At 55.5% G+C, this 18,307-nt stretch carries 14 protein-coding genes, 1 tRNA gene and 1 riboswitch; of the genes, 12 read left to right on the top strand and 3 right to left on the bottom strand.

What is annotated here, in order from left to right:
* Nucleotides 1–41 precede the first annotated feature (41 nt).
* Nucleotides 42–1,643 carry a gamma-glutamyltransferase family protein gene (locus J2125_RS10705; protein WP_017799720.1) on the bottom strand — a complete coding sequence of 534 codons (1,602 nt, stop codon included), beginning with the start codon at nt 1,641–1,643 and terminating at the stop codon, nt 42–44.
* Between the two features lie 16 nt (nt 1,644–1,659).
* Nucleotides 1,660–2,442 (bottom strand): GntR family transcriptional regulator, encoded by a 783-nt coding sequence (locus tag J2125_RS10695; RefSeq protein WP_244987147.1) that lies wholly within the window; start codon nt 2,440–2,442, stop codon nt 1,660–1,662.
* A 411-nt stretch (nt 2,443–2,853) separates the two neighbouring features.
* Nucleotides 2,854–2,948: riboswitch (guanidine-I (ykkC/yxkD leader) on the top strand.
* A 63-nt stretch (nt 2,949–3,011) separates the two neighbouring features.
* Here J2125_RS10695 and J2125_RS10690 point away from each other — a divergent pair.
* The 8 genes from J2125_RS10690 to J2125_RS10655 all read left to right on the top strand — a co-directional run bounded on the left by J2125_RS10690 (nt 3,012) and on the right by J2125_RS10655 (nt 12,330).
* Nucleotides 3,012–4,067, top strand: coding sequence for a putative urea ABC transporter substrate-binding protein (locus J2125_RS10690; RefSeq protein WP_017799713.1), 1,056 nt, complete (start codon nt 3,012–3,014; stop codon nt 4,065–4,067).
* Nucleotides 4,068–4,082: 15 nt separating this feature from the next.
* Nucleotides 4,083–4,904 carry an ABC transporter permease gene (locus J2125_RS10685; RefSeq protein ID WP_017799712.1) on the top strand — a complete coding sequence of 274 codons (822 nt, stop codon included), beginning with the start codon at nt 4,083–4,085 and terminating at the stop codon, nt 4,902–4,904.
* Nucleotides 4,905–4,906: 2 nt separating this feature from the next.
* Nucleotides 4,907–5,668, top strand: coding sequence for an ABC transporter ATP-binding protein (locus J2125_RS10680; protein WP_026111517.1), 762 nt, complete (start codon nt 4,907–4,909; stop codon nt 5,666–5,668).
* Between the two features lie 10 nt (nt 5,669–5,678).
* On the top strand, nt 5,679–6,389 hold the full coding sequence (locus tag J2125_RS10675) for an urea amidolyase associated protein UAAP1 (RefSeq protein WP_017799710.1): 711 nt from the start codon (nt 5,679–5,681) through the stop codon (nt 6,387–6,389).
* A gap of 10 nt (nt 6,390–6,399) precedes the next feature.
* Nucleotides 6,400–7,035, top strand: a complete 636-nt coding sequence (locus tag J2125_RS10670) for an urea amidolyase associated protein UAAP2 (RefSeq protein WP_017799709.1) — start codon at nt 6,400–6,402, stop codon at nt 7,033–7,035.
* A gap of 87 nt (nt 7,036–7,122) precedes the next feature.
* On the top strand, nt 7,123–10,722 hold the full coding sequence (gene uca / locus J2125_RS10665; protein WP_017799708.1) for an urea carboxylase: 3,600 nt from the start codon (nt 7,123–7,125) through the stop codon (nt 10,720–10,722).
* A 195-nt stretch (nt 10,723–10,917) separates the two neighbouring features.
* A complete protein-coding gene (locus J2125_RS10660) occupies nt 10,918–11,214 on the top strand; it encodes an HTH-type transcriptional regulator (RefSeq protein WP_017799707.1) in 297 nt (98 codons plus the stop codon).
* Nucleotides 11,215–11,313: 99 nt separating this feature from the next.
* Nucleotides 11,314–12,330, top strand: coding sequence for a Fic family protein (locus tag J2125_RS10655; RefSeq protein WP_017799706.1), 1,017 nt, complete (start codon nt 11,314–11,316; stop codon nt 12,328–12,330).
* Nucleotides 12,331–12,340: 10 nt separating this feature from the next.
* Here J2125_RS10655 and J2125_RS10650 read toward each other — a convergent pair whose 3' ends face one another.
* Nucleotides 12,341–12,928, bottom strand: a complete 588-nt coding sequence (locus J2125_RS10650) for an HD domain-containing protein (protein ID WP_085939519.1) — start codon at nt 12,926–12,928, stop codon at nt 12,341–12,343.
* 240 nt (nt 12,929–13,168) lie between these two features.
* Here J2125_RS10650 and J2125_RS10645 point away from each other — a divergent pair, with 240 nt between their 5' ends.
* The 4 genes from J2125_RS10645 to dppA all read left to right on the top strand — a co-directional run bounded on the left by J2125_RS10645 (nt 13,169) and on the right by dppA (nt 18,206).
* Nucleotides 13,169–13,597: an organic hydroperoxide resistance protein gene (locus J2125_RS10645; RefSeq protein ID WP_017799704.1), complete on the top strand. Its 429-nt coding sequence runs from the start codon at nt 13,169–13,171 to the stop codon at nt 13,595–13,597.
* Between the two features lie 298 nt (nt 13,598–13,895).
* Nucleotides 13,896–15,575, top strand: a complete 1,680-nt coding sequence (gene eptB, locus J2125_RS10640) for a kdo(2)-lipid A phosphoethanolamine 7''-transferase (RefSeq protein WP_026111516.1) — start codon at nt 13,896–13,898, stop codon at nt 15,573–15,575.
* A gap of 102 nt (nt 15,576–15,677) precedes the next feature.
* Nucleotides 15,678–15,754, top strand: a tRNA-Pro gene (locus J2125_RS10635).
* Between the two features lie 841 nt (nt 15,755–16,595).
* Complete coding sequence (gene dppA, locus J2125_RS10630; RefSeq protein WP_209499494.1) at nt 16,596–18,206, top strand: dipeptide ABC transporter periplasmic-binding protein DppA; 1,611 nt, start codon at nt 16,596–16,598, stop codon at nt 18,204–18,206.
* Nucleotides 18,207–18,307: the final 101 nt, after the last annotated feature.

The following is an 18,307-nucleotide window of genomic DNA, read 5'->3' as shown; positions in this document are numbered from 1 at the left end:
AAAACAAATCTGGGGCCAGCGATTACCGGCCCCGGAACAGATTAAAACACCAGCGCCTGTCCATCTTTACGGCTTTCCGTGGCGGCGATATAAAAGCCCTGCGGATCGCGCACTATTACCTGTGCGCCGCCAAAGTTATAACTTTGCAGCGGATCTTCCACCACCAGTTTATGGCCCATCGCGCGCAGTGCCGCCAGCGTATTGCGATCGATTGATGCCTCAACGCTCACTTCACGTCCGGCGACAATTCGCCAGCGCGGCGCATCGATCGCCGCCTGCGGATTCTGTTTATGCAGCATAATGCGCAGCGCCAGTTGTAAATGTCCCTGCGCCTGCATCGGACCGCCCATCAGGCCAAATGACATCAGTGGCTGACCATCGCTATCCAGCGCAAAGGCCGGAATAATGGTGTGAAACGGACGCTTGCCACCCGCCACCACATTAGGATGCGCTTTATCGGTTGCAAAGCCCGCGCCACGGTTCTGCAGGCTGATGCCGGTGCCAGGCACCACTACGCCGGAACCAAAGCCCATATAGTTGGACTGAATAAACGACACCATCATACCGCTGGCGTCGGCAACAGAGAGATAAACCGTGCCGCTTTGGCTGGGTGCGCCAAAGGTAAAATCGCCGGCTTTGGTCGGGTCGATCAACGCGGCGCGGCTTTGCAGATATTCGTCGCTCAGCAGCAGCTCCGCCGGAAACTCCAGATGATCCTCATCGGCGATATAGCGGTCAAGATCGACCAGCGCCAGCTTCATCGCCTCAATCGACAGATGCAGCCAGGCCACCGAATCCGGCTGATAGCTGCCAATATCCCACTGTTCAAGAATCCCCAGCGCCATCAGGGTGGCAATTCCCTGGCCATTCGGCGGCAGTTCATGCACTGAACCACCGGCAAATGGACGCGACAACAGGGTCACCCAGTCGGCCTGATGGTTTTTCAGATCGTCGAGAGTCAGTGACGCATTATGCTCACGAGCGCAGGCGACAATTTTTTCCGCCAGTTCGCCACGGTAGAATGCCTCGCCGTTAGTGACGGCGATTTTCTCCAGCGTATCGGCCTGCGCCGGATTGCGGAACAGTTCGCCAGTGCGCGGCGGACGCCCCTCGGGCGCAAAGCAGGCGCTGAAACCCGGCTGATCGCGTAATTTGTTATAGCCGCGCTGCCACAGCTCGCCGATGAGTGGCGACACCGGAAAGCCGTTGCGCGCATACTCAATCGCTGGTTGCGCCAGCGTGGTCAGCGGTAAGCTGCCAAAACGTGCGGCCAGCTCGACCCATGCTGACACCGCGCCCGGCACGGTAACCGCATCCCAGCCGGTTTCCGGCATCGCGGAGAGATGGGCAAAATCCTCCTGTTTCCACGCCGCTGGCGCGCGACCAGAAGCATTCAGCGCATGCAGCTGCTGGCCATCCCAGACAATGGCGAAGGCATCGCTGCCGATACCGTTGCCGGTCGGCTCCACTACCGTCAGCGCCATGGCGGTGGCAATTGCCGCATCTACCGCATTACCGCCCTGTTGCAACATCCGCAGTCCGGCCTGGGCAGCCAGCGGCTGCGAGGTGGCCACCGCATTGCGCCCCATCATCGGCGCACGCCAGGAGGGATACCCGACGTTAAAATCAACTTCTCCACTCATCGCTATTCCTTAATTTTCAGTCGTTGCGCGGATCGAGTGCGTCGCGCAGTCCATCTCCCAGCAGATTAAAGCCCTGCACGGTGAGAAAAATGGCAATTCCCGGAAAAATCGACATCCAGGGCGCCTGTTCCAGATAACCTTTGGCGGTGTTCAGCATCGCACCCCACGACGGATCGGGCGGCTGCTGTCCAAGGCCCAGAAATGACAGGCTGGCTTCAGTAATAATCGCCGAGGCAATCGCCAGCGTCGCCTGCTCACGCAGATGTTGCCAGGCGGGTTCGCGCCGCACCGCATCAATGGCGTCAAACAGGCCGAGCATCAGACGATTGCCAGCCGCTTCGGCGATGGCGCGATGAAAGGCGCTGTCCCACAGCTCATGCTGATCGCCATCATTAAGGGTGATGTGATGCATTCGCTCCAGCAGGCGCTGCATCAGGGCAATTTGCTCTTTGCTGGCGCGCAACGCCGCCAGACGGGCCAGCCCTGGTTCCAGTTGAATGCGCGCTTCCATCACTTCCAGCAGATTCGACTGCTGCGGCAGATCCTGTAGCACCAGCGGTTGTACCGGCGCGGCCGGGCCGACAAAGGTGCCTTTCCCCTGCTTGCGCCAGATGCGTCCCTCTTCTTCCAGCACGTCGAGGGCGCGGCGGATTTCGCGGCGTCCGACGGCAAAACGCTCGGCCAGCTCACGCTCGGCCGGCAGCGCCTGGTCGGGCTGAATATCATGTTGCAGAATCAATTGCCGTAGCTTGTCCAGCGCTGAGCTGGAGTTGGCCGCGCTTGCTGGCGTATCACCCATAATTGGTTCGCTTATCTTTGCATCAGAAAAAGGGTCTTAGCTGCGCGGAACCGGATAATCTGGCTATCAATTGCGCAACGTCGCTAAGTAAGCACAGGCAAGATATGAACCAATTATTAATTGGTTCGGATCGGATTGGATGATTTTTAATCCAGATTGTTGAATTTAAACGGCAATTATTTTTTCGCCGCGAATTTAACGCTACTGCTCCAGCTGATAATAAGCGCCAGGCGATTGCGTCGGATTGGTGCAGATATGCCGCATTGAGGTGCGTTTATGGTGCTTGTTCTTCAACTCTCCGCATAATAAACGATATAAAACAGATGATTACCAACCTGGTATCCATTTTGCTTGTTACTGATGACATGCAGGAGCGATAGCGGAGGAATACCGGTGTCGCCACACAATTTGCAAATGGGTCACTAGGGTTCCGGTCGCAAGACGCTGGTCCGAGAGTGACCGACCGCCCTCTGGCGGTTACACGGCGGGATAAAAGCCCGGGAGGATAGCGCGAACATCGCTCGCTGCCTCCTGCTATTTATTCTTCCGCCAACGTCAGAGGAACCACCATGTTTAAAGCCTGCCAACGACTGCTACTTCTCTGCACCATCGCGCTGTTCAGCGTAAATGCCTTTGCGGCAAAACCTTCATTTAAAATCTGCTGGTCAATCTATGCGGGCTGGATGCCGTGGGATTACGCCCGGCAGAGCGGTATTGTCAAAAAATGGGCGGATAAGTACGGCATCGATATCCAGTTTGTGCAGGTGAATGACTATATCGAGTCGGTAAACCAGTACACCGCCGGTGGCTTTGACGGCTGCACCATGACCAATATGGATGCGCTGACCATTCCGGCCACCGGCGGCGTTGACAGCACTGCGCTGATCGTTGGCGACTACTCCAACGGTAACGACGGCATTCTGCTTAAAGGCGCGGGTAACGTGGCGTCACTGAAAGGCCAGCCGGTTAATCTGGTGGAGCTTTCGGTATCGCACTACCTGCTGGCGCGTGCGCTGGAGCAGTCCGGCCTGAGTGAAAAAGATATTAAAGTGGTGAATACCGCGGATGCCGATCTGGTTGCCGCCTTTAACACCGACGATGTGAAATCGATCGTCACCTGGAACCCGCTGCTGGCCGAAGCGGAAAAGCAGCCGGGCAGCCATCTGGTCTTCTCCTCTGCGCAGATCCCGGGCGAAATCCTCGACCTGCTGGTGGTTAACACCGCCACGCTGCAACAGCATCCTGAGCTGGGTAAAGCCCTGACCGGCGCCTGGTATGAAACCCTGAAAACCATGTCCGGCAGTAGCGCCAGCGCCGTTAGCGCGCGTACCCAGATGGGCGAGGCGTCCGGCACCGATCTTGCCGGTTTCGAGCAGCAACTTGCCGCCACGCATCTGTTCAGCGATGCCAAAATCACCCTCGATTTTATTTCCACGCCACAGCTGAAGGCCACCATGCAGCGCGTCGCCGAGTTCTCGTTTAAGCATGGCCTGCTGGGCGAGGGCGCGCCGGGCGCGGATGTGGTCGGCATCGCCACCCCGGCCGGAAACTGGGGCAATGCGGACAATATCAAATTACGTTTCACCGACGAGTTCACCAGACTTGCCGCAGCCGGTCAGCTTTAAAGCGAGGAACGCCAGATGCGCAAAATAATCAACTATCAACCGGTGCCGTTGACCCGTTATCTGATGGGATTTCTGCCGCTGCTGGCGTTGCTGCTGATTTATCTGATGGCTTCGGATGCACGGCTGAGCGTCAATGCGGCGGATAAGTTGCTGCCCGGCTTTAACGCGATGGGCGAAGCGGTGTACCGCATGGCGTTTCAGCCCAGTCCGCGTAGCGGCGAGTATCTGTTATGGGTGGATACCGTCGCCAGCCTGCTGCGCCTGCTGACTGGCGTGGTGCTGAGCGCGCTGCTGGCGCTGGCGCTCGGGCTGTTCTGCGGCGCGCTGCCGGTGATCCGCGCCTTTTTTTCGCCGGTTATCACGCTGTTTGCGCTGGTGCCGCCGCTGGCGATTCTGCCGATTCTGTTTATCAGCTTTGGCCTCGGCGAACTGTCGAAAGTGGTGCTGATTATTATTGGTATTACGCCGCTGATCGCCCGTGATTTACAGCTGCAGGTGCAGGCGATCCCGCGTGAGCAACTGGTAAAAGCGCAGACGCTGGGCGGCCATAGCGCGCAGATTATGTGGCGGGTGGTGCTGCCGCAGCTGATGCCGCGTCTGTTCGATGCGGTGCGCCTGTCGCTCTGTTCAGCCTGGCTGTTTCTGATTGCCGCTGAAGCTATTGCCGCCACCGAAGGGCTGGGCTACCGCATCTTCCTGATGCGTCGTTATCTGGCGATGGATGTGATCCTGCCGTATGTGGCGTGGATTACATTGCTGGCCTTCGCGCTCGATCTGTTACTGCGCACCATTAGCCGCCGTTGCTGGCCGTGGTATCACGCCAACCAGGGGAAATAATGATGGCGCTACTGGAACTGAAAAATCTGGAAAAACATTACGGCCAGCAGGTGGTGCTGGAACGGCTGAATATCAGCGTCGAGGAGGGAGAGTTTGTCTCGATTGTCGGCGCGTCCGGCTGTGGCAAAACCACTTTTCTCAATATGTTGCTGGGAACCGAAAGCCCGAGCAATGGCCAGCTGCTGCTGGATGGCAAGCCGATGCCGGATGAACCGGATGCCCATCGCGGCGTGGTATTTCAGCGCTACTCAGTGTTTCCGCATCTGACGGTGATCGGCAATGTGATGCTGGCTGATGAGTTCAGTGAAGCGCGCTGGCTGGGACGCGTCTGGGGCAAAAAACGGCGTGTGATCAGGCAGCGTGCGCAGGAGATGCTGGCGCAGGTAGGTCTGGAGCAGGCGCAGAACAAGTACCCGCATCAGCTTTCCGGCGGTATGCAGCAGCGTCTGGCGCTGGCGCAGGCGCTGATGAAGCGGCCACGGATTTTGCTGCTTGATGAGCCTTTTGGCGCGTTAGATCCGGGCATTCGCGGCGAAATGCAGCAATTGATCGGCGAACTGTGGCAAACCCACGGGCTGACCATCTTTATGATCACCCACGATCTGAAAGAGGGCTTTACCCTTGGATCGCGGCTGCTGGTGTTCGACAAGCTGCGTCACGATCCCCACGCCCCTGACGCCTGGGGCGCCACCATTACCTACGATATCCCGCTGGAGAGTCATCGCTCTGCCGGGCCAGAACTGCGGCAACCACAGGTTGCCTGAAGGAGGCATTATGAGTAGTCGTTACCAAACCCGGTTGCCCGCAGGCGCACACTGGTCGCTGTTAATGCGCAGTGGCAGTGCGCTGCAACTTACCGATCTGCAGGGCGGGGTGAACGTCGGCATGCTGATGTACAACCCCAATAACCCGCTGGAGCGCTATAACGCGCCGGACAGCCTGAAGTGTCAGCACACGTTTCGTCTTACCGCCGGACACTGTCTCTATTCCGATATGGGACGTATTTTCTGCGGCATCGAGCAGGACAGCTTCGGCTGGCATGAGAGCGTCTGCGGCACCGCCAATGCCCGCCAGGTGGCGGAACAGTTTGGCGCGCGTGATTATCAGCAGGCGCGCAATGACTGGCACCAGAATGGCTATGACAGTTTTCTGGTTGAGCTGGCGAAATATGGCCTCGGCAAACGCGATATGGCCGCCTGCGTCAATTTCTTTGCGGAGGTGCACTGCAGCGATAACGGTGAGTTACAGCTGATTCGCCAGGGGGAGAAAGGCGCGCAGGTCACTCTGCGTTTCGCCATGGATACCCTGCTGCTGCTGCATACCTGTCCGCACCCGCTGAGCGCCGCCAGCAGTTATCCGCGCGGGGCGCTGGGTATCGTAATTGATGGCGAGCCTGCGCCACTGCCGGAAATCTGCCTGCAACCTGATGAAAATCAGCGCGGTCTGCGCAATAACCAGCTTTATCACCTTGGTGCAGCGCTTTAAGGAGAAACAGATGATCAAACAGAGTTCCAACAATCCGGCGCTGGCCAGCCTGAACCATACCATTGCCGCCGGTGACTACTGGTTGCAGCGCATTGAAGCCGGACAGACGCTGCGCATTACCGATCTCGAAGGTAATCAGGCGGCTGATACGCTGTTTTTTAACGCCGACGATACTGCCGAGCGCTATAGCGTCAGCGATACGCTGCGCGGGCAGCGTAATGTGTTTCTGAGCGCGGGCAGCGTGCTGCGCTCCAATGACGACCGCCCGATGCTGACGATTAGCGCCGATACCTGTGGCCGTCACGACACCCTTGGCGGCGCCTGTTCCACTGAGAGTAATACGGTGCGCTACGACCTTGAAAAACGGCATATGCACGCCTGTCGCGACAGCTGGATGCTGGCGGTCGCTGAACATCCGGAATATGGCCTGACGCGCCGCGATATCACCCATAACATTAATTTCTTTATGAATGTGCCGGTGACCGCAGCGGGCGGACTGACCTTTGCCGACGGCATCTCCGCGCCGGGCAAATATGTCGAGCTGGTGGCGCATATCAATGTGCTGGTGCTGATTTCGAACTGTCCGCAGCTGAACAATCCTTGTAACGGATATAACCCGACGCCTGTCGCCGTCACGGTGTGGTAAATCTCTGACGCTGCGGGACGACCCGCCAGCCCTGAACTAAAGCGTCACTATCCCCGCAGGACGACCTGCCTGAATGAGACTTTTGTCATGTTTGAGCGCGTATTAATTGCCAACCGTGGCGCCATCGCTGTGCGCATTATCCGGACCTTAAAACAGATGGGGATTAAAGCGATAGCGGTGTATGCCGAAGCCGATCGCTATTCGATGCATGTCCGTCTGGCCGATGAAGCCTTTTCGCTGGGCGACGGCAATGTGCGGGAAACCTATCTTGATCAGGACAAGCTGCTGGCGATTGCGGCGACCTCCGGCGCTGAGGCAGTGCATCCGGGCTACGGTTTTCTCAGTGAAAACGCCGGATTTGTTACCCGTTGCCAGCTGGCGGGGGTGGTGTTCCTCGGCCCAACCGTGGAACAGATGGCGGCCTTTGGTCTTAAACATCGGGCGCGGGAGCTGGCGCAGCAGAACGCGGTGCCGCTGCTGCCGGGAAGCGGTCTGCTACGGGATATGGATGCTGCCTGTGTGGCAGCCAGCGAGATTGGTTATCCGGTGATGCTAAAAAGTACCGCCGGTGGCGGCGGTATTGGTATGCAGCGTTGTGATGACCGGTCGCAACTGATCGATGCTTTTACCCGCGTAAAACGTCTGGCAGGTAATAATTTCGCCGACGATGGCGTTTTTTTGGAGAAATTTATCGCCCGTGCGCGCCATATCGAAGTGCAGGTGTTTGGCGACGGTAAAGGCCAGGTGCTGGCGCTGGGTGAACGCGACTGTTCCGCACAGCGCCGTAACCAGAAAGTGATTGAAGAGACGCCCGCGCCTGGACTGAGCGAGGCGCAGCGCCAGCAGTTACAGGCCACCGCCGTGCGCCTGTGTCAGGCGGTCAGCTATCGCAGCGCAGGGACCGTCGAGTATGTTTATGACGAACAGCAGCAGCAGTTCTGGTTTCTTGAAGTGAATACCCGCTTGCAGGTGGAGCATGGCGTGACCGAGATGGTGTATGGCGTCGATATTGTGCGCTGGATGGTACAACTTGGCGCCGGTACGCTGCCGGATCTGGCCAGCTTACCGAGCCGTCCGCAGGGCCATGCCATCCAGGTGCGGCTGTATGCGGAAGATCCGGCGCGCCAGTTCCAGCCGGGCGCCGGACTGCTAAGTCAGGTTCACTTCCCGCAACAGGTGTCGCGCGGCACATTGCGTATCGACCGCTGGCTGGACAGCGGCAATGAAGTCTCGCCGTTTTACGATCCGATGCTGGCGAAGCTGATTGTTCATGCCGACGATCGCCCTGCCGCATTAGCGTCGCTGGCGGAAGCGCTGGATAACAGCCAGCTGTACGGCATCGAAACCAATCTGCGCTGGCTGCGCCATCTGCTGAGGCTGCCAGAAGTGCAGCAGGGGCGGGTGATTACCGCCACGCTGGGCAATATCAGCTGGTCGCCCGCCACGCTGGAGATTATCAGCGGCGGCACCCTGACCACCATTCAGGACGCCTCGGGCCGTATCGGCTACTGGCATGTTGGCGTGCCGCCGTCCGGCCCGTTCGACAGCCGCTCCTTCCGCCTGGCGAATCAGCTGCTCGGCAATCACCCGGATGCCGCCGGACTGGAGATCACCCTGCACGGCCCGACATTGCGCTTTAATCGTGATTGCGCGCTGGTGATTAGCGGGGCGCAGATCGATGCGCGGCTCGATCAGCAGCCGGTTAAACACAATGAAATCATTAATGCCCGCGCCGGACAGACGCTGGCGCTGGGGGATATTCGTGATGCCGGTTGTCGCAGTTATCTGCTGCTGGCGGGCGGCATTGACTGCCCGCAATATCTTGGCAGCCGCAGCACTTTTACGCTGGGTAAATTTGGCGGCCATGCTGGCCGGCAGCTGCGCGCGGGCGATGTGCTGCATCTGGCCGCTCCCGCGGTGCGTCCGTCCGCCGCGCTGCCAGCGGCGCTGACCCCGGCGATGTCGCATCAGTGGCAGCTGCGGGTGGTGTATGGCCCGCATGGTGCGCCAGATTTCTTTACGCCTGAGGATATCGATAGCTTTTTTAGCGCGGAGTGGCAGGTGCATTACAACTCCAGCCGCACCGGCGTGCGTCTGATTGGACCGAAGCCGGAGTGGGCGCGCAGCGATGGCGGCGAAGCAGGAATGCATCCGTCAAATATTCATGATAATGCTTACGCCTTTGGCACTATCGACTTTACCGGCGATATGCCGGTGATTCTGGGGCCGGACGGGCCATCGCTGGGCGGATTTGTCTGTCCGGCGACGGTAATTGCCGCCGATCTCTGGCAGGTGGGACAACTTAAAGCGGGCGATAGCCTGCGTTTTGTGCCGGTCACACTGGCGGAGGCCGATCGCCTGGCATTGCTGAGCGAGCAGGAAGTGGCGACGCTAAGCCATCAGCCGCAGGGAGCGTTAAGCGCCACGCGCAGCGATCCGTTGCTGTACACCCACGATGCCGCAGGCGCGCTGCCGTCGCTGACCATTCGCGCCGCCGGGGATCGCTTCCTGCTGGTGGAATATGGCGAGCAGCAGCTGGATATCGCCCTGCGTTTTCGTGTTCATGCGCTGATGCAGTGGCTGGAGCAGCATCCCGTTAATGGCCGGCTGGAACTGACGCCGGGTATCCGTTCGCTGCAAATCCACTTTAATAGTCTGATCTGTCCGCGTGAACAGCTACTGGCGCAAATTTGTGAGGCTGATAGCGCGCTCGGTTCGTTGCAGGCCGCCACCGTGCCGTCACGCACCGTCTGGCTGCCGCTCAGCTGGGACGATGGCGCCTGTCGCGAGGCGATTACCCGTTATACCCAGTCGGTGCGGCCAGACGCGCCCTGGTGCCCGAGCAATATCGAATTTATTCGTCGTATTAACGGACTGGATTCGGTTGAACAGGTGAAAGAGATCGTATTTAGCGCCCGTTATCTGGTGATGGGGCTGGGAGATGTCTACCTTGGCGCGCCGGTTGCCACGCCGCTCGATCCGCGCCATCGGCTGGTGACCACCAAATACAATCCGGCGCGTACCTGGACCGCCGAGAATTCAGTGGGCATTGGCGGCGCCTATATGTGTGTCTACGGCATGGAAGGGCCGGGAGGTTATCAGTTTGTGGGTCGCACCCTGCAGATGTGGAACCGCGATCGCCAAACCGCAGCCTTTCATCAGCCGTGGCTGCTGCGCTTTTTCGATCAGATCCGCTTTTATCCGGTCAGTGCCGAAGCGTTGCTGGAGATCCGTGAGCGTTTCCCGTGGGGCGACTATCCGTTGCGCGTCGAGGAGGGGGAGTTCAGTCTTGCAGGCTATCAGGCAGAGCTGGAGCAGCAGCAAACGGCGATCGATGCTTTTCAGCAACGGCGTCAGCAGGCTTTCGATCAGGAGCTGGCGCGCTGGCGCGCCGACGGCCAGTTTACCTTTGACAGCAGTTTGCCGAACGAGATGCAGCAAGTCGAAACCATCCCCGATAACTGCTGCGGCGTGGAGAGTCAGATTGCCGGCAGCCTGTGGCAGTGGCTGGTGGAGCCTGGCAGCATAATTAATGCCGGTGAGACCGTCGGTATCCTGGAATCGATGAAGATGGAGATCCCGATTACCGCGCCGGTCAGTGGCAAAATTCGCGCGCTGCAGCGTACTCCAGGCCAGCAAGTCCAGGCGGGGCAACTGTTGCTGTTGATTGAGACCTCAGACTCATAAAGCAAGATGAAAAAATAGTCAAAAAAGTGGGCGCAATTCGCTGGCCTTCAACTAATACTTAGGATCCTGGCTTTCCCTGCGCTGACCTGACGATCTCTCCGGCTGCAGGGAACCAGCCTTGAGCGCCTGGCTTTTGGCGTTCTCCCTCTGGTGCCGATTAATGTCATTTCATTGTGAGTCGTAAAGGAGTTCTCGATGGAAAATAAAGACCCTATGTTTGAGCTGTTAAGTAGTCTGGAACAGATCGTTTTAGCTCGTGAAGTTATCAAAGTTGCTCCCGCCTTGCAGGCCGAATCCGTATCAATGCCAGAACCACAACGATTGCGGGAAATTACCGGCATGCAGGTTGATGAATTCGCCCGGGTGATGGGTGTGAGTATCTCTTCGGTTAAAAGTTGGGAAGCGAAGCGCACCAGGCCGTCAGGCACCGCGCAGAAGCTGATGAAGTTACTGCATTCGAATCCGACCTTAGGTCGACAACTGTTAGACTGATTTTTCATTCACCCGCCAGCTGGCGGGTGAATTATTTCTGGGGTCGGGGTAAGGTTTCAGGATAACCTTTGCTGAATCTTTTATCTTTTTCCGGACCCAATGACTGCTTATAGCCCACCTGTGACCCTGACCCCATTGATTGTCTCGCTGGCGACCGAGATTGGCGCCGCCTGCGCACGGCTTGAGATCCAGCAGGAGCAGGCATTAAAACTGCGGCGTATTAACCGAATCCGCACCATTCAGGGGTCACTGGCGATCGAAGGCAATACCCTGAGTGAAGCGCAGATTACCGCTATTCTCGACGGAAAACGGGTTATTGCTCCGCCGGTGGATATTCTCGAAGCGGAGAATGCCATTGCCTGCTATCGCGAACTACCGCGCTGGCAAGCCTGGCAGGAGTCGCATCTGAAAGCGGCACATAAGCTATTGATGAAGGGATTGTTGTCTGAAGCAGGGATCTATCGAGCGGGAAGCGTGGGCGTGATGAGCGGTTCGACGGTGATTCATATGGCGCCGCCTGCCAGCCGGGTACCGTTGTTAATGTCACAGCTACTCGGCTGGCTAAAAACTACCTCGCTACCACCACTAATTGCCAGCTCTGTTTTTCACTATGAATTTGAATTTATCCATCCTTTTGCCGATGGCAATGGAAGAATGGGGCGCTTATGGCAAACGCTGATTATGTCTCACTGGAATCCGCTTTTTAGCCATATCCCGGTGGAGAGTCTGGTGCATGATCATCAGGCCGAATATTATCAGGCTATCAATCGCAGCACCGCAGAGAGCGACTGCGCCGCTTTTGTCGAATTTATGTTGCAGATGATATTAAGTGCGATAACCGAAGCGCTGACCCCCCAAGCTACCCCCCAAGCTACCCCCCAAGTTACCCCCCAAGTTACCAGGTTGTTGAGAAGTTTACAGGGTGAAATGTCGCGCGAACAGATTCAGGATGCATTGGCATTGCAGGACAGAAAGTCTTTACGCGAGCGTTATCTGCAACCCGCACTTAACAGCCAGCTGATTGAGATGACGCTGCCGCAGAAACCACAAAGTCCACAGCAACGTTACCGGCTGACTGAAACGGGTAAAAACCTGCTGTTGCGTTTAACTGAGTAATGCCAGCAGGTTAATCACTGTAGCGCGCCATCTGATTTTCAAACCACGCTGGCGGCACGTTATAGGGCGGTGTGGTTAACTGCAGGATCCCCTGTTCAATAATTATTGAGGCCTGCTGCCACAGTTCGGCATCGCCGTTTTTCAGCAGCGCAATTTGCACGCGTTTTTCCACCAGATAAATGCGCGCAAAACTGGCGTCAAACTGAATAATCGAGCGGGTATTATCGATAATATCGGCCAGTTTAATGGTTTGCGCCGCGGGGCTGGCTTCAGCGGTATGGCGGAAATGGGCGACTTTACGTCTGGCGCGATTTTTTGCCTGCGGCTGTGGCGTATCGGTCAGCATACCAACCAGTTGTGCGACTTCGATGCCAAAGTGGCTTTCAATATCATTTAACGTACTGCCGGTGTCTTCGACCGTGTCATGTAACCAGGCCGCGGCCAGCATCACTTCGTTATCGGTTACGCTGCGCACCAGTTCCACCACCGCCGCCGGATGGACAATATAGGGTTCATCAGTATATTTGCGGCGTTGTCCCGCCTCAGCATGGGCTTTAGTGGCATAACGTCGTGCCTGTTCTTCCAGAGATTGCATCAAAATCGTCCCCCGCTGAAAATGTCGCTTGCAATTATGTAGTGCGCTATCTATATTTTAACTTATCATTCGTTATCAAGATGTCAAAAAAGAGTCAGCACCGCCACTTATTGTCATCCTGCGTTGTAAAATCTGTCACGGTGCTGATCTATAATTTTATTGTCTGTCCCTGTAAGTCGCTCGCGATTTAATAGTGTGTAAATCTGCCCTGTGGGGCTACACCATCAGAAAAGGAATACCTTTATGTCATTAGAAAAAGTCGTATATCGTGCAAAAGCTAAGGCCACTGGCGGCCGTGATGGTCGTGCAACCTCTTCCGACGGCGTGCTGGACGTGCAACTTGGCGTGCCAAAAGAGATGGGGGGCGCAGGTGGTGAAGCCACTAACCCTGAGCAGCTGTTTGCCGCCGGTTACTCTGCCTGCTTCCTCGGAGCGATGAAATTTGTTGCCGGTCGCGATAAAATCGCCCTGCCAAAAGACGCGTTTATCGAAGGTGAAGTCGGTATCGGTCCGATCCCGACCGGCTTTGGCATTGAAGCGCAGCTGAATATTCATCTGCCAGGTATGGACAGCGCTGAAGCGCAGAAACTGGTTGATGCTGCACATATTGTTTGCCCGTACTCTAACGCGACGCGCGGCAATATTGATGTGACGCTGAATATCATTAACTGATATTACGCGGGGAGCCAATGATGGCTCCCTTTACAAATCCGCCCCCCCTCCATCTTTCTGAAAAACGTTCCCTTTCGCCGATTTGCTCGTCACGATGCTTATTTTTTGCCGAGTCAGGCTACTTTATATGCTTTACTACGTCCTTCGCTGCGTCCTGCGGGTGAGACCCCAGGCTCAGCAAAATCCGCCTTCAATTCAAGGGAAACAGCTAAATAATATGCTCCCCGAACTCTGGCGTGATAATAGGGTCTGATTAGCGTTTAGGGCTTACACCGCCATGCCGGGAAAATAGGATCGAATGAATTATATAAAATCTTTAACCCAACAAAAGCTCTCGCTTTTGCTGGCGCTTTATCTTGGTATCTTGTTGAATCTTCCCGTCTTTTATCGACGTTTTGATCCCTATGTTACTCACCCTTCACTAAAAAACTGGCTCTCAGCAGCGGCTGAAGTGATTGCCATCGTTTTACTCACTTTCTTCCTGATGCGCTTAATGTCGCTGGGCGGCAAGTTGTTCTACCGTATTGTCGCCACGCTTCTGGTGGTGGTGTCGGTGGCCGCCAGCTATTACATGGCATTTTTCAATGTGGTGATTGGCTATGGCATCGTGGCATCAGTGATGACCACCGATATTGATCTGTCGAAAGAAGTGGTCGGCCTGCAATTTATTGCCTGGATGGTGCTGGTGAGCGCCGTGCCGTTGCTGATGGTTTGGCGCAATAAGCTGAGTATGACGCTGCTGGAGCAGCTGAAAACGCCGGGACAGCGCCTGAAGCCACTGGCTATTCTGCTGGTTGCGGTAGCGCTGACTTATCTGCCGATTCGTTATTTTGATCATCAGCAGTCGGCGCAGGAAAAAACCACCAATATCGATCTGCCAAGCTATGGCGGTGTGGTTGCGCACTCTTACCTGCCATCCAACTGGCTCTCCGCGCTGGGGCTGTTTGCTTATACCCGTGCTGACGAGACGATGAACGACCAGGATCTGCTCGATCCGGCAGCGAAATTCAGCTATGTCGCACCGGCTGGCATCGACGACACCTATGTGGTGTTTGTGATTGGTGAGACCACGCGCTGGGACCATATGGGCATTCTCGGTTACGAGCGTGATACCACGCCAAAGCTGTCAAAAGAGAAGAACCTGGTGGCTTTCCGCGGCGAATCCTGTGATACCTCGACCAAACTTTCACTACGCTGTATGTTTGTGCGCGAAGGCGGCACCATGGACAATCCGGGACGTACGCTGAAAGAGCAGAACGTGTTTGCGGTACTGAAAGAGCTTGGTTTCAGCTCTGAACTGTTCGCGATGCAGAGCGAAGTCTGGTTCTACAACAATACCGATGCTGATAACTACGCCTTCCGTGAGCAGATTGGTTCCGAGAAGCGTAACCAGGGTAAGCCGGTAGACGATATGTTGCTGGTGCAGGAACTGAAAGCATCCGTCGATCGCCATCCTCAGGGCAAGCATCTGGTGGTGCTGCATACCAAAGGTTCGCACTATCTCTATTCGCAGCGTTACCCGCGTGATTTTGCCCGCTATCAGCCAGAATGTATGGGAGTGGATGATTTCTGCAGTAAGGCGCAGTTAATCAACGCGTTTGATAACTCGGTGCTGTATACCGATAGCGTGCTGGATAGCGTATTCGATCAGTTACGTGATAAGAAAGCCATCGTGTTCTATGCCTCTGATCATGGTGAATCGATCAGCGAGAATATGCATCTGCATGGTACGCCGCGTGAAATGGCGCCACCTGAGCAGTTCCGCGTGCCGATGATTGTCTGGGCATCCGATAAGTATCTGGCCGATGACAAAAATAAAAGTGCGTTTGAGCGTTTGCAGGCGCAGCAGCGAACTGGCAAAACCCATCGTCATGTTGAGCTGTTTGACACGATTCTCGGTTGCTTAGGTTACACTTCTCCAAATGGCGGGATTAAAGCGGCAAATAACTGGTGCCAGGCGCCGGATGCTAAGCCGTAATCGGCTGCCTCAGCCGAATATGCATGCTTTCCAGGCGGTTGAGGCGCATTTCACAAAAAGTCGTTGACGCTCCCGGGGCCGCGCAGTAACATGCGCCCCCATCGGCGAGTAGCGCAGCTTGGTAGCGCAACTGGTTTGGGACCAGTGGGTCGGAGGTTCGAATCCTCTCTCGCCGACCATCTTCAGAACCCCTGTCAGTAATGACAGGGGTTTTTTGTTGTCTGTAAAATATCCTTTAACGCCAGATTTCCCGGAGGGCGGCGAAAACGCCGTCTCTGCAACAGACCACCGTTTCCTGTAGGGGCGGCGTTCTCGCCGCCCGGCGATTCCACCGGTAACCACCCCTTCAAACCCTGGCGGCGCAGAAAGAATCGAGCTGGCTGACAGTAATCCTGTGGTTTTTACTAATCAGACCAGCTTATTCTGTCGTTGTATTTTATTTATGCAACGTTAAATACTATTTCGCATAATTCCTGCATAGAGTAATCAATACCCCTGCTGTAACAGGAAACGCCCCTTATTTCGCGACACGTTCTGCTTATGACCGAATGGCGCTTGTTGACCATTTCTTATACCCGCCTTGCAGCATATTTAGCTGATTTGCGCTGGATCACAAAACTAATCGTGCAGATATTCATCATTAAACGAGAATTTTTAATTGTTTTTTAATGGAGTAAATCACTGGTAATAATTTAATACACGCGATCATAGTCTGGTTATTGCTGCTGATAGCGCATTTTTCGACTGCAATTGTTACTGATCTGTTTTTTTTATGTTTGCTTGCTGTTTCTCACACTATGTGTAAATACCTGGTCTTTGTATTGACGTTAGTTGCAACTGTTGACAAATTGATGCCTCAATAAGGCGGCAGGAAGCGGATTCGTCTGATGGATTCCACGGAGTCAGACGTTAATAGCTCTCCTTCTCATTGATGCCTGAGGGCATGCACGCACCGGCCACACTAAAAAAACACAGGTCGGGCGTAACGCACACAACAACACATCACATTGGAGTATAAGCATGAGTATTTCCTTGGCTAAAACAGGGATGCTGAAGGTGGGTCTGAGCCTGATCGCGATGACCATAGCCACCGGTGTCCAGGCGAAGACCCTCGTCTACTGTTCAGAAGGCTCGCCTGAAGGTTTTAACCCGCAGTTGTTTACCTCCGGCACCACCTATGACGCCAGTTCCCGTCAGATCTACAACCGTCTGGTTGAGTTCAAAATCGGTACTACCGAAATTCAGCCTGCGCTGGCAGAAAAATGGGATGTCAGCGAAGATGGCAAGACCTACACTTTCCACCTGCGTAAAGGTGTGAAGTGGCACACCACCAAAGATTTCAAACCGACGCGTGATTTCAACGCCGACGACGTGGTGTTCACCTTTGAGCGCCAGCTGGATAAAAACAACAAATATCATGGTGTTTCCGGCGGCAGCTACGAATACTTCGACGGCATGGATATGCCAAACCTGATCAGCAAAATCGAGAAAGTGGACGATAACACCGTACGCTTTGTGCTGACTCGCCCTGAGTCGCCGTTCCTCGCTGACCTGGGGATGGACTTCGCTTCCGTGCTCTCTGCCGAATACGCAGACAATATGCTGAAAGCCGGCACCCCGGATAAAGTGGATCTGAACCCGGTCGGTACCGGTCCATTCCAGTTGCAGCAGTACCAGAAAGATTCACGCATTCTGTACAAAGCTAACCCGGACTACTGGGGCACCAAGCCGAAGATTGATCGCTTAGTGTTCTCAATTACCCCGGATGCTTCCGTGCGTTATGCGAAAATGCAGAAAGGCGAATGCCAGGTGATGCCGTACCCGAACCCGGCTGATATCGCGCGCATGAAGGAAGATAAGAATATCAACCTGATGGAGCAGCCAGGCCTGAATGTCGGCTATCTGTCATTTAACGTTGAGAAAAAGCCGCTGGATAACCTGAAAGTGCGTCAGGCGCTGACCATGGCGGTAAATAAAAAAGCGATTATTGAAGCCGTGTATCAGGGCGCTGGCCAGGCGGCTAAGAACCTGATCCCACCGACCATGTGGGGCTACAACGATGCGGTGCAGGATTATCCGTATGATGTGGAAAAAGCGAAAGCACTGCTGAAAGAAGCGGGTATGGCGGATGGTTTCTCCATCGACCTGTGGGCAATGCCAGTACAGCGTCCATACAACCCAAATGCGCGTCGTATGGCGGAGATGATTCAGTCCGACTGGGCGAAAATTGGCGTGAAAGCCAAGATCGTTACCTACGAGTGGGGCGAGTATCTGAAGCGTGCTAAATCAGGTGAACACCAGACGGTGATGATGGGCTGGACCGGTGATAATGGGGATCCGGATAACTTCTTCGCCACCCTGTTCAGCTGTGCGGCGGCTAAAGATGGCTCTAACTATTCGCGCTGGTGTTACAAGCCGTTTGAAGAGCAGATCCAGCCGGCTCGCGCCACTGACGATCACAACAAACGTATCGAATACTACAAGCAAGCTCAGGTAGTGATGCATGACCAGGCGCCTGCCCTGATTATCGCGCACTCTACCGTCTACGAGCCAGTCAGTAAGAAAGTCAGTGGTTATGTGGTTGATCCATTAGGCGGCCACTACTTCGTCAACGTTGATGTCGCTGAGTAAGTCGTTCTGATCTGCAGGGCCAGCATTGCTGGCCCTTTTCCCGGATGAATAAACTGGTAAAGGCACTTTGATACCTGGTATCAGGCGTGTCACGGTGAGCG

It is taken from the genome of Winslowiella toletana, from assembly GCF_017875465.1.
Taxonomy (GTDB): Bacteria; Pseudomonadota; Gammaproteobacteria; order Enterobacterales; family Enterobacteriaceae; genus Erwinia; species Erwinia toletana.
Note: the sequence above shows the minus strand (reverse complement) of the source record. Positions and strands in the feature narration are given on the sequence as shown.

Excerpts from the sequence above, each read along its gene's own strand:
- J2125_RS10705 (WP_017799720.1), bottom strand. The coding sequence starts at position 1,643 with ATGAGTGGAGAAGTTGATTTTAACGTCGGGTATCCCTCCTGGCGTGCG.
- J2125_RS10695 (WP_244987147.1), bottom strand. The coding sequence starts at position 2,442 with ATGGGTGATACGCCAGCAAGCGCGGCCAACTCCAGCTCAGCGCTGGAC.
- J2125_RS10690 (WP_017799713.1), top strand. The coding sequence starts at position 3,012 with ATGTTTAAAGCCTGCCAACGACTGCTACTTCTCTGCACCATCGCGCTG.
- J2125_RS10685 (WP_017799712.1), top strand. The coding sequence starts at position 4,083 with ATGCGCAAAATAATCAACTATCAACCGGTGCCGTTGACCCGTTATCTG.
- J2125_RS10680 (WP_026111517.1), top strand. The coding sequence starts at position 4,907 with ATGGCGCTACTGGAACTGAAAAATCTGGAAAAACATTACGGCCAGCAG.
- J2125_RS10675 (WP_017799710.1), top strand. The coding sequence starts at position 5,679 with ATGAGTAGTCGTTACCAAACCCGGTTGCCCGCAGGCGCACACTGGTCG.
- J2125_RS10670 (WP_017799709.1), top strand. The coding sequence starts at position 6,400 with ATGATCAAACAGAGTTCCAACAATCCGGCGCTGGCCAGCCTGAACCAT.
- uca (WP_017799708.1), top strand. The coding sequence starts at position 7,123 with ATGTTTGAGCGCGTATTAATTGCCAACCGTGGCGCCATCGCTGTGCGC.
- J2125_RS10660 (WP_017799707.1), top strand. The coding sequence starts at position 10,918 with ATGGAAAATAAAGACCCTATGTTTGAGCTGTTAAGTAGTCTGGAACAG.
- J2125_RS10655 (WP_017799706.1), top strand. The coding sequence starts at position 11,314 with ATGACTGCTTATAGCCCACCTGTGACCCTGACCCCATTGATTGTCTCG.
- J2125_RS10645 (WP_017799704.1), top strand. The coding sequence starts at position 13,169 with ATGTCATTAGAAAAAGTCGTATATCGTGCAAAAGCTAAGGCCACTGGC.
- eptB (WP_026111516.1), top strand. The coding sequence starts at position 13,896 with ATGAATTATATAAAATCTTTAACCCAACAAAAGCTCTCGCTTTTGCTG.
- dppA (WP_209499494.1), top strand. The coding sequence starts at position 16,596 with ATGAGTATTTCCTTGGCTAAAACAGGGATGCTGAAGGTGGGTCTGAGC.